This window comes from Bradyrhizobium sp. LA6.1 (assembly GCF_040547805.1).
In the GTDB taxonomy this organism is placed as follows: domain Bacteria; phylum Pseudomonadota; class Alphaproteobacteria; order Rhizobiales; family Xanthobacteraceae; genus Bradyrhizobium; species Bradyrhizobium barranii.
Genome location: NZ_JBEPQK010000013.1, coordinates 15,727 through 30,046, shown reverse-complemented (window position 1 = coordinate 30,046; position 14,320 = coordinate 15,727). Strand labels below are relative to the sequence as shown.

Here is a 14,320-nt window from a genome sequence, read left to right as displayed (position 1 = left end):
TGGCCGCGCTTGACGGAGAAAACGGCGCCCTATTCCTTGCCGTTCTCGTCCTTGGTCAAAAAGCCCTTCGCCTGCATGGCGAGATGCACCCTGTTGGCGAAGGTCGCGTCCGTGCCTTTGGCAACCAGTGCCGCGTGCTCGGCCACCGCCTCGCACAGCGTCGCCACCCAGTCGTTGTCGGCCTTGGCGAAGTCCGACAGCACGTGGCCGTGCACCAGTTCCTTGACGCCGGGATGACCGATGCCGAGCCGGACCCGGCGATAGTCGTTGCCGATATGCGCGGAGATCGAGCGCAGGCCGTTGTGGCCGGCGATGCCGCCGCCGATCTTCACCCGCACCTTGCCCGGCGGCAGTTCGAGCTCGTCGTGGAACACGGTGACGTCGCCCGGCGCGATCTTGAAGAAGCTTGCCGCCTCCTGAACGCTGCGGCCCGAGTCATTCATGTAGGTCGTCGGCTTGAGCAGGATAACGCGCTCAGTGCCGATCGCACCTTCCGAGGTCTCGCCCTGAAAACGACGGCGCCATGGCGAGAAACCATGACGCCGCGCGATCTCGTCGACGGCCATGAAGCCGACATTGTGCCGGTTACGTGCGTATTTAGCGCCGGGATTGCCGAGCCCAACAAAGAGTCGCATGACGCGGCGCGCCCCTCGCTCGGCGCGCGATCAAGGACCGCGCGCCAGCTTTGAGAGATTACTTCTTCTTGTCGCCGCCGGCGGGAGCCTTGGCAGCCGCAGCCGGAGCAGCAGCACCCGCAGCCGGAGCCGCAGCGCCAGCCGCCGGAGCAGCCGCAGCAGCGCCCGGAGCTGCAGCCGCAGCCGCGGCCTTCTGCTCTTCGGCGTAGCCGGACGGCGGCACGATGGTGACGAGGGTCGCGTCCTCGCGGGTCAGCGCCTTCACGCCGGCCGGCAACTTGATGTCCGACAGATGGAGCGAGTGACCGATTTCGAGTGAGCCGACATCAGCCTCGATGAATTGCGGGATGCTCTCGACGCCGCATTCGAGCTCGATCGAATGCGCGACGATGTTGACGGCGCCGCCGCGCTTCACGCCGGGCGAACCTTCCGCTTTCACCACATGCAAGGGAACGCTGATGCGGATGGTGGCACCTTCGCCGAGACGCATGAAGTCGACATGGATCGGGAAATCCTTGACCGGATCAAGGTGATAGTCGCGCGGGATCACGCGGTGCTTCTTGCCCTCGAGGTCGATGTCGACCAGCGTGGTCAGGAACCGGCCGGCGAGGATGCGCTGGCGCAGTTCACGATCGTCAACCGAGATCGGGAGTGGGGGTTGCTTGTTGCCATAGATCACTCCGGGCACTTTCCCGGCGCGACGCTCAGCCCGGGCGGCCCCCTTGCCGCTCTTCGGACGTGCGGTCGCCTTCAATTCCTTGACGGTCGTCGCCATAGTCTAAGTCCTTGTTTTTGCAAAAGTTAATGGGCCGCAGCGCGGCCCATGGTGCAGTTCGCAGCAAGCCTCCAGGGGTGCGGGGGCCGCGAACTTGGCGGGCTTTTACCCGGAAGATGCGGAAATGACAAGGAGAATGGCCCGCCCGGCGGGGTTCCCACCCTCCCCTGGAGGGGGAGGGTAAGCGAGAGCGGCGGCCTTACGTCGGCGTTCCGCCGAGCTTGGCCTCCAGCGCCACGATGCGCACCTTCAGGGCCTCGTTCTCCTCGCGGGCGAGGCGGGCCATGTCCTTGACCGCCTCGAACTCCTCGCGCTTGACGAGGTCCATGTCGCGCAGGAATTTCTCGGCCTGGGTGCGCATCACGGTGTCGAACTCGCGCTTGACGCCCTGGGCGGCACCGGCGGCGTCGTTCATCAGGCGGCCGATCTCGTCGAAAAACCGGTTGTTGGTCTGGGTCATGTCGGTCTCCTGGCGGCCTCAGATAAACTTTGCGCGAACGCGCGAAAAGACAATGGCAATCCGAGCGAAACGGTTCAAGGGCCGATCGGCGGTATCCTTGTCATGCCCCGGTTTCCTTGCAATCGTATTCAACGTCCCTGCATAACAAGAATCAGAAGGCGCACGAGATGATCGATCAGCAGATCGCGATTCCCACCAAGGACGGCCACACCGCAACCTTCATCACCCATCCCGAACGCGGCGGGCCGTTTCCGGTCATCCTGTTCTACATGGATGCGCCGGCGATCCGCGAGGAGCTGCGCGACATGGCGCGCCGGCTCGCCACCTCGGGCTATTACGTGATGCTGCCGAACCTCTATTACCGCTCCGGCGTGATGGAGCTCGGCGCGCTGCCGGCCGATCCGAACGCGCCCGAGCGCAAGCGCATGTTCCAGCTCATGGCCTCGCTCAACATTCCCATGATCATGGAGGACACCAGGGCCCTGCTCACCTATGCCGAGGGCCAGACGGCTGCCAATACGAAAATCGTCGGCACCGTCGGCTATTGCATGAGCGGCCGTTACGCCGTCAACGCGGCCACGCACTTTGCCGACCGCGTCAAGGCCGCCGCCTCGATCTACGGAACGCATCTGGCGACCAACGAAGACAACAGCCCGCATCTCGCCGCCGGCAAGACCAGGGCCGAGCTCTATTTCGCCTGCGCCGAGACCGACATCTACGCGCCCGCCGAGGTCATCGAGAAGGTCAAGCAGGGCATGACCGGTGCGAAAGCCGAGGTCGAGATCTATCCCGGCACGCATCACGGCTTCGCCTTCCCAAAGCGCCCGGTCTACGACCGCGACGCCGCCGAGCGGCATTGGGAGCGTCTGCTGGCGCTCTATCGCCGCAATCTCGTTTAAGTCTAGAAGGCCTGATGCCCTTTCTGCTCATCGACTTTCCCGCCTTCAAGCCGATCGCGATCGAGATCGGTCCGTTCGCGATCCGCTGGTATGCGCTGGCCTATATCAGCGGCATCGTGTTCGGCTGGCTCTATGCGCGCTCGCTGCTGAAGAAAGAGCGCCTGTGGAGCGGCCCCGCGCCGATGTCGCTGGTGCAGATCGACGACTTCATCCTGTGGGTCACGCTCGGCATCATTCTCGGCGGCCGCACCGGCTACGTGCTGTTCTACAATCTGCCCTTCTTCATCGATCACCCCGCCGCGATCTTCAAATTGTGGGAGGGCGGCATGTCCTTCCATGGCGGCTTCCTCGGCTGCGTCGTCGCGGTGATGTGGTTTGCCTATCGCAACCGCATCTCGATCCTGTCGCTGGGCGACATCACCACCGCGGTCGCCCCGGTCGGGCTGCTGCTCGGGCGCATCGCCAATTTCATCAATGGCGAATTGTGGGGCCGCGCCGCAGACCCCGGCCTGCCCTGGGCGATGATCTTCCCGAACGATCCCTCGCAGCTGCCGCGCCATCCGAGCCAGCTGTATGAGGCCGGCATGGAGGGCATCCTGCTGTTCACCGTGCTCGCGATCATGATCCGTTTCGGCGCCCTGAAGCGGCCCGGCATGATCCTCGGCGCCTTCATCCTGATCTATGGCCTGACCCGCATCGCCGGCGAGCATTTCCGCGAGCCGGACGTCCAGCTCGGCTTCCTCTGGGGCGGATTAACCATGGGCATGCTGTTGTCGATCCCGATGCTTATTGTAGGCCTCATACTTATTGTATTGGCTATCAGGCGCGGCGCGCCGAAGCCCGCCGGGGCTATCAGTTAATTCCTTTCGAGAAGACAGACCGTGACCGAACAGCCGCTACTCAACGAGATCAGGGCGCTGATCAAATCCTCGGGCCCCATGCCGGTCTGGCGGTACATGGAACTGTGCCTGATGCATCCGCGCTATGGCTATTACGTCTCGCGCGATCCGCTCGGGCGCGAAGGCGACTTCACCACCGCGCCCGAGGTCAGCCAGATGTTCGGCGAGCTCCTGGGGCTGTGGACCGCCTCGGTGTGGAAGCAGATGGGCTCGCCGCAATTCCTGCGGCTGATCGAGCTCGGCCCCGGCCGCGGCACCATGATGGCGGATGCGCTGCGCGCACTGCGCGTGCTGCCGCCGCTCTACCAGGCGCTTCACGTCCACATGGTCGAGGTCAATCCCGTGCTGCGCGAGCGGCAGAGTGCGACGCTGGCGGGCGTGCGCAACATCGCCTGGCACGACAGCATCGACGACGTGCCGGAAGGCCCGAGCATCATCCTCGCCAACGAATATTTCGACGTGCTGCCGATCCGCCAGATGGTGAAGCGCGAGAACGGCTGGCACGAGCGCGTGATCGAGATCGATCCCAACGGCAAGCTTCAATTCGGCGCGGCCGCCGACCCGACGCCACGCTTCGACGTGCTGCTGCCGCCTCTGGTGCGCGCCGCTCCCGTCGGCGCCGTGTTCGAATGGCGGCCCGATGCGGAGATCATGAAGCTCGCCACGCGCGTGCGCGACCAGGACGGCGCGGCGCTGATCATCGACTACGGCCATCTGCGCAGCGATGCCGGCGACACCTTCCAGGCGATCGCGCGCCACACCTTCACCGATCCCCTGAAGGCGCCGGGCCAGGCCGACGTCACCGCCCATGTCGACTTCCAGGCCCTGGCGCGCGCGGCCGAGGATGTCGGCGCCCGTGTGCACGGCCCGGTGACGCAGGGCGATTTCCTCAAGCGCGTCGGCATCGATACCCGCGCGGCTGCCCTGATGCAGAAGGCGACGCCTGACGTCGCCACCGACATTTCGGTGGCGCTCAAGCGCCTGACCGATACCGGGCGCAGCGGCATGGGCTCGATGTTCAAGGTGCTCGGCATCTCCGAACCGCGGCTGACCGGCATCGCCGGCCTCAGCGATCTCGAACGGGCCGGAGGCGCCTCATGACGCTTGCTTCGTCGCTGCTGTCGGCCGTGCCCGGCCTGCGCCACGCCTTCTTCACCCGCGAGGGCGGTGTCTCAGGCGGGATTTATTCGGCGCTCAATGGCGGGCTCGGCTCCAACGACGATCCGGCGCATGTCGCGGAGAATCGCCGCCGCATGGCCGAGCATGTCGGCGTCGCCCCGGAGCGCTTCATCAGCCTGCACCAGATCCATTCGCCCGATGTCCTCGTTGCCGAAGCGCCGTGGCCGAGCGGACCGCGGCCGAAAGGCGATGCGCTGGTCACGAAAACACCCGGCATCGCGCTCGGCGTCTCCACCGCCGATTGCGGGCCGGTGCTGTTCGTCGACCCCAACGCGCGCGTGATCGGCGGTGCCCATGCCGGCTGGAAGGGCGCGCTGACCGGCGTGCTGGAGTCGACGATCTCGGCGATGGAGAAGCTCGGTGCCACGCGCAGCGGCATCATCGCCGCGATCGGCCCCTTGATCCGGCAGGACAGCTACGAGGTCGGCAACGAGTTCGTGGCGCGCTTCATCGAGGCGGACGCGGACAACTCCATGTTCTTCATCCCGTCGGTGCGCGCCGGACACGCGATGTTCGACCTCGCCGGCTTCATCCGGAAGCGGCTCGAAGCCGCCGGCATCCTGATGATCGACGATCTCGGTCTGGACACCTATGCCGACGAGCGCTTCTTCAGCTATCGCCGCTCGGTACATCGCAAGGAGCCGGATTACGGCCGCCACATCCACGCGATCGCGCTCGAGGGGTAAGCTGGCCGTCGCTTCGTTCCTGCTTCAAAACGGCCTTGACTCTCCACCTGCTGGAAACCGCAGAAACGCGGAATGAAGCAACGCACCTACAGCATCGGCGAAGCGGCACGGCTCTGCGGCATCTCGGTCCGCAAGCTTCGCTTCTATTCGGACGAGGGATTGTTGCCGCCGGCAGACCGAACTGCGAGCGGCTACCGCGTCTTCACGGATAGCGAACTTGTCCGACTGGAGCTCATCCGCTGTCTCCGTGATGCCGGCCTTGGCCTGGATGCGATCCGAGAGGTCCTCTGCCAGGAGCTGTCGCTTGCCGAGGCTCTGAAGCTGCGGCTCGAAGCGCTGGAGGCGGAGATCGCCGCCCAGCGCCGCGTCGCCGCCGCGCTGCGGGCTGCGTTGCGTTCACCGCAACTCACCGAAGCCGATCTGAGGAGATTTTGGAGCATGACGCAACTGTCCCGCGTGGAACGACGCAACGTGGTTGAACGCTTTTTTGAAAGAGTGTCCGACGGCATCAACATCGATCAGGAATGGGTCCGCCAGATGGTGGAAGCGACCGTCCCGGAACTGCCCGACGCGCCAACGCCCGAGCAATGCGACGCATGGATCGAGCTTGCAGCGCTCCTGAGCGATCCCTCCTTCATCGCCAATATGCGAGCCAACGCCGGCGATGTCTGGGATCGCGAGGTCATCGATATGAAGGCCTGTCAGGAAGCAAGCGACGCCATAGTGCTCAGGGCGAACCAAGCCATCGAACAGGGGCTTGAACCGTCATCCGCGCAAGCCAATGAGCTGGCGCGGGATTGGCTGGAGATCTCGGCTCGCCTGATGAACCAGAAGCCCGACGCCGGCTTCCGTAACTGGATGCGCACGAAATATGTCCGGCACGATGCTCGCGCGAACCGCTATTGGGAACTGGTGGCCATCATGAGAGGGCAGTCCCCGGACACCAGCCCAAACCGGGAATGGGTGTGGATCCAGGCTGCGATGCGCCATCATCTGGCAGCCTGAGCGAGCATGCACATCGCGGCCGGGTCGCCCACCGGCCCCGGCCGCGATGCGCTCCAGAGGCCCATGTAGCATTCCCGCCCTAGACGTTAATGCGTTTTAACGATATCGCTGCCCTCCATAATGAGGGACGCGTCATTCATCCTGGGCCGCGCGGGTTCGCGTGTGCTGGCGGTCATGCTGCTGGCGGCGGCGGTCGCGCTTGGCGGCTGCGCCGGCGGCGGCGGTGCCGCCAACTCCTATGCGATGGCGCCGAGTACCGGCTCAGGGGCGACCGTGGCCTTCGAATCGATCGACGGGCCGCCCCCGCAGGTGTTCGACCGCATGGTCGGCGTGCTCGACAGCGAATCCAAGCTGCGCAGCCTGTCCGTCGTCTCCCGCGAGGGAACGGCTGCCTATCGCGTGCGCAGTTACCTCTCCGCCCAAATCGTGCGCGGCAAGACCGTGATCGCCTGGGTCTGGGACGTCTACGACGCCAACCAGCAGCGGGCATTGCGCCTCTCCGGCGAGGAACTGACCGCCGCCAAGGGCGGCCGCGATCCCTGGGGCGCCGCCGACGACCTGGTGCTGCGGAAGATCGCCCAGGCCGGATTCAGCGGACTTTCCAACATGATCAACGGAACCCCGGACGCGCCGGGCACTGTTCCCGGCTTGCGGGGCCCGGCGGTGGCCAGCGTGATCCCGGAGGCTCCGGCGGCCGAGATGCCGGCCTCGGCGCTCGGCTACGCCGAGCGATAACCCCCGCGAAACCACGGCCCCAAGTTGCGGCCAAACCGTTGGCCCGACTCAGGATTTCGGAGGGAAAACGTAGCATGCCGGGTTGCCATTGCAGGCCCCGGCCTGATATTTCCTCGCCCGTCGTAACCGTGCTTCCAGTGGGTATTCTCTGATGTTGAACGTCGTATCCAGCAAAGCGCGGGAGGAAGCGTCCATGTCGGCCAAGAACGGCTCCATCAAGCTTGTCGCCGGCAACTCAAACCCGGCTCTCGCGCAGGCGATCGCGCAAGGCCTCGACCTGCCGCTGACCAAGGCGGTGGTACGGCGCTTCGCCGACATGGAGATCTTCGTCGAGATCCAGGAGAACGTCCGTGGCTCGGATGCCTTCGTCATCCAGTCGACCTCGTTCCCCGCCAACGACCATCTGATGGAACTGCTGATCATCACCGATGCGCTGCGCCGCTCCTCGGCACGCCGCATCACCGCGGTGCTGCCCTATTTCGGCTACGCCCGGCAGGACCGCAAATCGGGGTCGCGCACGCCGATCTCGGCCAAGCTCGTCGCCAACCTGATCACGCAGGCCGGCGTCGACCGCGTCATGACGCTCGACCTGCATGCCGGCCAGATCCAGGGCTTCTTCGACATCCCGACCGACAATCTCTACGCGGCGCCGCTGATGGTGCGCGACATCAAGGACAAGTTCGACCTCTCCAAGACGATGGTGATCTCGCCTGACGTCGGCGGCGTGGCGCGTGCACGTGGCCTTGCCAAGCGCATCAACACCCCGCTCGCGATCGTCGACAAGCGCCGCGAGAGGGCGGGCGAATCCGAGGTCATGAACGTGATCGGCGACGTCGCCGGCTACACCTGCATCCTGATCGACGACATCGTGGACTCCGGCGGCACGCTGGTGAACGCGGCCGACGCGCTGATCGCCAAGGGGGCCAAGGACGTCTACGCCTACATCACCCACGGGGTGCTCTCCGGCGGCGCGGCCGCCCGCATCGCGGGCTCGAAGCTGAAGGAGCTCGTGATCACCGACTCGATCCTGCCGACGGAGGCGGTGACCAAGGCTCCGAACATCCGCACGCTTCCGATCGCCAGCCTGATCTCGGACGCCATCGCGCGCACCGCGGCGGAAGAGTCGGTGTCAAGCCTGTTCGACTAGGTTAAGTTTCGCGATGCCATAGGGTGGGCTAAGGCGCGACGCGCCACGCCCACCTTTTTCTTTGGCACGCGGACGGTGGGCACGCTGCGCTTTGCCCACCCTACGATCTCGTGCACTGACGCCCCACAGCCCCCCTCGCAAACCCCACGGGTTGTTGCCGGCTGCGGCCCATGACATCATCCGGATACTGAGCCATCTTTGCCCTCTGGATGCCTGATGCCACGCCGGAAATTTGCCTGGGAGAAGCTGTCGGATGACGAGTTGCTCAAGCAGCGCCTCTCCAGCCTGAGGGTTACGGTCAAAGGCACCTGGCTCGAGGACTGCGTCAGCACGCTCCATGAGGAGCTCGAAGAGCGGGGCATCCGGCTGCGACCGCACACATGGATCTCGAGCGAATGGTTCAGTCCGGGCGATGTGCCGGGCATCGCCATCCCCTTCTATCTCGCCCATCCCCGTCTGATGAAGCTCGAGAAGAAGATGATGTTCGACGTCGAGGGCGGAACCTGGCGCGAGTGCATGGGTATCCTCCGTCACGAGGCCGGCCATGCCGTGCAGCACGGCTATCAGCTGCAGCGCCGCCGGCGCTGGCAGCAGCTGTTCGGCCCGTCGTCGAAACACTACCCGCGCTACTACCGGCCCAATCCTGCCAGCAGGCGCTACGTCCAGCACCTCCGGCTGTGGTACGCGCAAAGCCATCCGGATGAAGACTTCGCCGAGACCTTCGCGGTGTGGCTGCGGCCACGCTCGAACTGGCGGACGCGATATGCCGGATGGCCGGCGCTGAAGAAGCTCGAATATGTCGACGAACTGATGCACGAGATTGCGGGAAAGCGGCCGCTGATCACGACGCGGGAGCGTGTCGATACGCTGGGCCGGCTCAGCCAGACGCTCGAAGACCACTACAAGAAGAAGCAGGCGTTCTACGCCTTCACAGCGCCGAAGACCTACGACCGCGACCTCTCCCGGCTGTTTTCAGCCGATCCACGGCATCACCGCTCAAAGCCGGCTTCGGCCCTGATCAGGCGGCACCGCGCGCAGATCAGGCAGCTGGTCGCGCGGTGGACGGGCGAGAACCAGCTCACGCTCGATGCCGTGCTCGATGATATGATCTCCCGCTGCCGTGAGCTCGATCTGCGCGCCGTCGGCCCCGAACAGAAGCTCGTTCTCGATTTCACCGTCCTCGTGACCGCCAAGACGATGCACGCGCTGTTTGGCCCGTCTCGGCGCAAATGGATCGCGCTATGAGACGCTCACGCATTCTGGTGCTGATGCATCCGGACTTCATGCCTCCGGACTCCTCCGACGGATACACACCGCAGGAAATCAACGCGTGGAAAACGGAATACGACGTGGTGAGCACCTTGCGCGCGGCCGGCCACGAGGTTCGCGCTCTCGGTGCGCAGGACGAGATCAAGCCGATCCGCGAGGCGATCGAAGAATTCAAGCCGCACGTGGTCTTCACGCTGCTGGAGGAATTCCACAACAACGTCGCCTACGACCAGCACATCGCCAGCTATCTCGAGCTGATGAAGGTCCCTTATACCGGGTGCAATCCGCGCGGCCTGATCCTGGCGCGCGGCAAGGATTTGTCCAAGACGCTGGTGCATCACCGCCGGATCGCGGCGCCGGCCTTCGCCGTCTTCCCGATGCGCCGCAAGGTGAATCGCCCGACGCGCCTTGCGCTGCCGCTGATCGTCAAGAGCCTGAACATGGACGGGTCCTTCGGCATCTCGCAGGCCTCGATCGTCGATACCGACGAGAAGCTCGTGGAGCGCGTCGCCTTCATCCACGAGCGGGTCGAATCCGCCGCCATCGCCGAGCAGTTCATCGAGGGGCGAGAGCTTTATGTCGGCGTGCTCGGCAACAACCGGCTGCGCGTCCTGCCGGTTTGGGAACTGAAATTCGGCAGCATGGGCGGGCGCAGATCACGCCACATCGCCACGGAGAAAGCCAAGCACGACACCGACTATCAGGAGAAGCTCGGCATCGTCGACGGGCCGGCGAAGGACCTCGCGCCCGAAGTCACCGCGCGCATCCAGCGCGCCGCGAAGCGCATCTACCGGGCGCTTGGCCTCGACGGCTACGCACGCATCGATTTTCGTCTCGCCGCCGACGGCACACCGTATTTCATCGAAGCCAATCCCAACCCCGAGATCGCCAAGAGCCAGGAGTTCGCCACGGCGGCCCAACATGCCGGGCTCAAATATCCGGATCTCCTGCAGCGCATCCTGACGCTGGGGATCAGCCGGGCCAAGGCGGGGGTGTCGTTGGGATGATGGCGGCTTGCGCGACTATCGTAGGGTGAGCAAAGGCGCAAAGCGCCGTGCCCACGTTCTTTGTTTGCGATAGAGAATGGTGGGCACGCTTACGCTTTGCCCACCCTACGAGACCTATTGCGCCTCGACCTTCGCGCTCACCACGTCCGCAAATGACTTGAAGAACTCCCCCGCCAGCTTCGTCGCGGTCGAATTGATCAGCCGCGCTCCCAACTGCGCGAGCTTGCCGCCGATCTGCGCATCGACTTCATAATGCAACACCGTCACGTCGGCGCTCTCGGATTCCAGCCGCACCACCGCGCCACCCTTGGCAAAGCCGGCGACGCCGCCGGAGCCCTCTCCTGAGATACGGTAACTGTTGGGCGGATCGAAATCGGAAAGCGTCACATTGCCGCTGAACGTCGCCTTCACCGGGCCGACCTTGAAGACCACCGTCGCGGTCATCTCGTTCGGCGCGGTCACATCGAGCGACTGGCAGCCGGGGATGCACTGCTTCAGCACAGCGGGATCGTTCAGCGCCGCCCACACCTGCTCGCGTGAGGCGGGGATACGCTGGCTGTCGTTCATCTGCATGATCGGTGTCTCACTCTCTGCTTGCTGTTTGATTGGCCGCGCGCTGGCCACGCCGGCGTTCTCTGGTGATCTCGGCGAGGATCGACATTGCGATCTCCTCCGGCGTGATCGCGCCGAGATCGAGGCCGGCCGGCGCCTTGAAATCGTCGATCGCGGCGGCATTGGCGCCTTCCGCGAGAAGCTTGGCGCGCAACGAAGCCATCTTGCGGCGGCTGCCGACGAAGGCGTGGTAGTCGGCTTTGGTCGCCACCGCGGCACGCAAGGCGGCTTCATCACCCTTGCCTTGCGTCGAGACCACGACGAAGCGCTTTGCGTCGTTGAGCTCGCCGAGGTGATAGCCATCGACGACCGCATCGGCATCCGGCTGCGCCGCGCGATCGGCCGCGGGCGCGGCGAGCGTGACGTGATAACCGAGCACGCGCGCCTGCGCCGCAAGTGACAGCGCCACCGGGCTCGCACCGAGAATGACGAGCGAGGGATGCGGCAGCACCGGCTCGACGAAGATATCCATCGTGCCCTTGCTCGGGCACATGTTGCTGGCGAAGCGAATGCCGTCGCGGCTCTCGCCCGCGCTGACGCCCAGCTCGGCCAGCAGGTTCTCCGGCTGCACCGAGACCATGCGCGGCTCGCCATCGGCGAGCGCCTCGCGCGCGGCCTTCAGCACCGCGCCCTTGGCGCAGCCCCCGCCGATCCAACCCGCGACGATGGTGCCGTCGGCGGCGATGATCGCCTTGGCGCCAGCCTTCGCCGCGGTCACCGACACCGTGCGCACCACCGTCGCGAGCACGAAGGCACGCTCGGCGGCCTTCATCTGAGCGACTACATCAAGCACTTCGACATGAGCGGTCATCGGAAGCCTCCTCAAAGCTTCGCCAGATAGGGTTCGAGCGCTCGCAGGCTTTGCAGCGAATTCGCGGGCGCATAGAGATCGACATGCGGCAACGCAGCTCTTATCCCCCGCGCTTCGGGCGTGTAGCCCTCCCACGCCATCATCGGGTTGAGCCAGACGATGCGGCGACAGCGCCGGTGCAACGCCGCCATCTCGCGGCCAAGCAGTGCGGCATCCCCGGTCTCGTAGCCGTCGGACACGATCATCACGCAGCTGCGGGAATGGATCACGCGCGCTGCGTGCCAGCGATTGAAGGTTTGCAGGCTCTCGCCGATCCTGGTGCCGCCACCCGCGCCTTGCGCCATGATCGAGAGCCGGTCGAGCGCGCGGCCGGCGTCCTTCTCCTTCATCGCGTCGGAGACGTAGGCGAGGCGCGTGTGGAACAGGAACGCCTCGGCCTCGCGGAACTGGTCGAGCACACCGTGGATGAAGCGCAGGAACACGGCGGTATACATGCTCATCGATCCCGAGGCATCGAGCAGCACGACCAGCCGCAACGGCTTGTCCTTGCGTTGGCGTTTCACCAGGCTGATAGGAACGCCGCCATGGCTGATGTTGCGATGAATGGTGCGGCGGAGATCAAGCCGGTAGCCGCGCCGGCGCGCGAGATCGCGCCGGGTCAGCCGCGTGCGCATTGCCTTGGCGAGCGCTGCTGCGGCCTCATGGGCCTGCGCGACCTGGTCTGGGTCGTTCAGCTTCCTGAAATCGACCTCGGCAAGATTGTCGGCAAGTGAAGCACCTTCCATGCGGCCCTCGCCGGAGTGGCCTTCCGGCGCGTCGTCGAAGGACGGAAGCTGGTCGACGGCGGACTGGTTACTGCCCTGCTCTGCCGCGGCATCCTGCAAACTCTTCAGCGAGGGATTGCTGGCGCCCGGTGTTGATCCAATCGTGCGGGAGCGCGAGCGCACGCGCTTGCCCAACCAGAACGCGTCGAACAGACCGTCGAACTTGTCCCAGTCGGATTTGCGTGCCGAGAACAGGTGCTTGAACGCCGCGCGCAGCAGACCCGGCCGCGCCGCATAGCCCGATGACATCAGCGTCGCCGCATCCTGCCCCTCGGCAAGCCCGACGCGAAAGCCGGCCTCGCGCAGCGTGCGCAGGAACGCCGCAAGCTTCGCGGAGACGAGGCGCGAGACCTCGTTGAGGTCATCATATCCGGGGCTGGAGCCACAGCAGCTCATGCGACCTTTCCCAGCAGGCGCTGCGTCACCTCTGGCGTGACACGGGCGCGGTCTTCGTGAGTCTTCAACAGGCAGACGAGCGTCTCATGCACAGTCTCGGGCGCGTCGTGAAGATTGGTTACGTCGAGGCCGACGAGAGCTGCCGCCCAATCCAGCGTCTCCGCGACACCGGGGACTTTTCGCAGCTCCTCCTTGCGCACACCCTCGACCATGCGCGCGATCTGGAGCGACAGCGACGGGCTGGCGCCCATGACGCGCGCCAGGATGATGCGGGTCTCGCGGTCGACGTCGGGATAGTCGACATAATGATAGAGGCAGCGCCGGCGCAGCGCGTCGGAGAGCTCGCGCGTGCCGTTCGAGGTCAGCACGACATGCGGGATGGTGATTGCGGGAATGGTGCCGAGCTCGGGGATCGAGACCTGGAAGTCGGACAGCAATTCCAGCAGGAAGGCCTCGAACTCGTCGTCGGCGCGGTCGATTTCGTCGATCAGCAGCACCGGCGCCTTCGGCCGGCGGATCGCCGCGAGCAAGGGACGCTCCAAGAGATATTTTTCCGAGAAGACCTGGTCCTCGATGCTATCGCTGCCACGATGGGCCTGGATCACCAGCAATTGGCGCTGGTAATTCCACTCGTAGAGCGCGGAGGACTGATCGAGGCCCTCGTAGCATTGCAGCCGGATCAGCTCGGTCGCGTGCACTTTTGCAAGTGCTTTCGCCACTTCCGTCTTGCCGACGCCCGCTTCGCCTTCGAGCAGCAGCGGACGCCGCAACAATTGCATCAGCGAGATCGCAGTCGCGAGGTCCGCATCGGCGATATAGCCCGATGCGGCCAGCGCTTGAGCGATTTCGTCTCGATTCTTCATTGGTCCTCGAACTGAATGCCGCACGTTCCGTGGCCTTCATGGTTCGAGACGCGCGAAGACGCGCTCCTCACCATGAGGGTCTATGACCTCATCCTGAGGAGCGGCGCGTACGCCGCGT

At 65.1% G+C, this 14,320-nt stretch carries 16 protein-coding genes; 9 read left to right on the top strand and 7 right to left on the bottom strand.

Annotation, left to right across the window (positions count from 1 at the left end; translation table 11 throughout):
• Positions 1–29 precede the first annotated feature (29 nt).
• From pth to ABIB99_RS27790, 3 genes are all read right to left on the bottom strand, one after another.
• On the bottom strand, positions 30–635 hold the full coding sequence (pth, locus tag ABIB99_RS27800; RefSeq protein ID WP_063985552.1) for an aminoacyl-tRNA hydrolase: 606 nt from the start codon (positions 633–635) through the stop codon (positions 30–32).
• A gap of 58 nt (positions 636–693) precedes the next feature.
• On the bottom strand, positions 694–1,410 hold the full coding sequence (locus ABIB99_RS27795) for a 50S ribosomal protein L25/general stress protein Ctc (RefSeq protein ID WP_071909565.1): 717 nt from the start codon (positions 1,408–1,410) through the stop codon (positions 694–696).
• A gap of 199 nt (positions 1,411–1,609) precedes the next feature.
• Complete coding sequence (locus tag ABIB99_RS27790; RefSeq protein ID WP_354178435.1) at positions 1,610–1,870, bottom strand: accessory factor UbiK family protein; 261 nt, start codon at positions 1,868–1,870, stop codon at positions 1,610–1,612.
• A 167-nt stretch (positions 1,871–2,037) separates the two neighbouring features.
• Here ABIB99_RS27790 and ABIB99_RS27785 point away from each other — a divergent pair, with 167 nt between their 5' ends.
• The 9 genes from ABIB99_RS27785 (at position 2,038) to ABIB99_RS27745 (ending at position 10,696) form a co-directional block, all read left to right on the top strand.
• On the top strand, positions 2,038–2,769 hold the full coding sequence (locus ABIB99_RS27785) for a dienelactone hydrolase family protein (protein ID WP_354178433.1): 732 nt from the start codon (positions 2,038–2,040) through the stop codon (positions 2,767–2,769).
• A gap of 14 nt (positions 2,770–2,783) precedes the next feature.
• Positions 2,784–3,629 (top strand): prolipoprotein diacylglyceryl transferase, encoded by an 846-nt coding sequence (gene lgt / locus ABIB99_RS27780; RefSeq protein ID WP_354178431.1) that lies wholly within the window; start codon positions 2,784–2,786, stop codon positions 3,627–3,629.
• A 21-nt stretch (positions 3,630–3,650) separates the two neighbouring features.
• Positions 3,651–4,769 (top strand): class I SAM-dependent methyltransferase, encoded by a 1,119-nt coding sequence (locus tag ABIB99_RS27775; protein ID WP_354178429.1) that lies wholly within the window; start codon positions 3,651–3,653, stop codon positions 4,767–4,769.
• On the top strand, positions 4,766–5,533 hold the full coding sequence (gene pgeF, locus ABIB99_RS27770) for a peptidoglycan editing factor PgeF (protein ID WP_354178427.1): 768 nt from the start codon (positions 4,766–4,768) through the stop codon (positions 5,531–5,533). The genes ABIB99_RS27775 and pgeF overlap by 4 nt, the downstream gene beginning before the upstream one ends.
• 72 nt (positions 5,534–5,605) lie before the next feature.
• Positions 5,606–6,538: a MerR family transcriptional regulator gene (locus tag ABIB99_RS27765; protein WP_354178425.1), complete on the top strand. Its 933-nt coding sequence runs from the start codon at positions 5,606–5,608 to the stop codon at positions 6,536–6,538.
• Between the two features lie 120 nt (positions 6,539–6,658).
• Positions 6,659–7,273: a hypothetical protein gene (locus ABIB99_RS27760; RefSeq protein WP_208084535.1), complete on the top strand. Its 615-nt coding sequence runs from the start codon at positions 6,659–6,661 to the stop codon at positions 7,271–7,273.
• Between the two features lie 193 nt (positions 7,274–7,466).
• Entirely contained in the window at positions 7,467–8,420 is a 954-nt protein-coding gene (locus ABIB99_RS27755) for a ribose-phosphate pyrophosphokinase (RefSeq protein WP_028151562.1), read from the top strand.
• Positions 8,421–8,636: 216 nt separating this feature from the next.
• The gene (locus ABIB99_RS27750; RefSeq protein WP_063985560.1) at positions 8,637–9,665 is read left to right on the top strand and encodes a putative zinc-binding metallopeptidase; all 1,029 of its coding nucleotides are present in this window, start codon (positions 8,637–8,639) and stop codon (positions 9,663–9,665) included.
• Positions 9,662–10,696: a D-alanine--D-alanine ligase family protein gene (locus ABIB99_RS27745; protein WP_354178421.1), complete on the top strand. Its 1,035-nt coding sequence runs from the start codon at positions 9,662–9,664 to the stop codon at positions 10,694–10,696. The genes ABIB99_RS27750 and ABIB99_RS27745 overlap by 4 nt, the downstream gene beginning before the upstream one ends.
• 114 nt (positions 10,697–10,810) lie before the next feature.
• Here ABIB99_RS27745 and ABIB99_RS27740 read toward each other — a convergent pair whose 3' ends face one another.
• Genes ABIB99_RS27740 through ABIB99_RS27725 form a run of 4 tightly spaced genes read right to left on the bottom strand, consistent with a single transcriptional unit; the run spans position 10,811 to position 14,202 of the window.
• Complete coding sequence (locus ABIB99_RS27740) at positions 10,811–11,269, bottom strand: SRPBCC family protein (protein ID WP_354178734.1); 459 nt, start codon at positions 11,267–11,269, stop codon at positions 10,811–10,813.
• Positions 11,270–11,279: 10 nt separating this feature from the next.
• A complete protein-coding gene (locus tag ABIB99_RS27735; protein ID WP_354178419.1) occupies positions 11,280–12,119 on the bottom strand; it encodes an XdhC family protein in 840 nt (279 codons plus the stop codon).
• An 11-nt stretch (positions 12,120–12,130) separates the two neighbouring features.
• Positions 12,131–13,339: a vWA domain-containing protein gene (locus ABIB99_RS27730; RefSeq protein ID WP_354178417.1), complete on the bottom strand. Its 1,209-nt coding sequence runs from the start codon at positions 13,337–13,339 to the stop codon at positions 12,131–12,133.
• Positions 13,336–14,202, bottom strand: a complete 867-nt coding sequence (locus ABIB99_RS27725; RefSeq protein WP_354178415.1) for an AAA family ATPase — start codon at positions 14,200–14,202, stop codon at positions 13,336–13,338. Before ABIB99_RS27725 ends, ABIB99_RS27730 begins: the two co-directional genes overlap by 4 nt.
• Between the last annotated feature and the right edge of the window lie 118 nt (positions 14,203–14,320).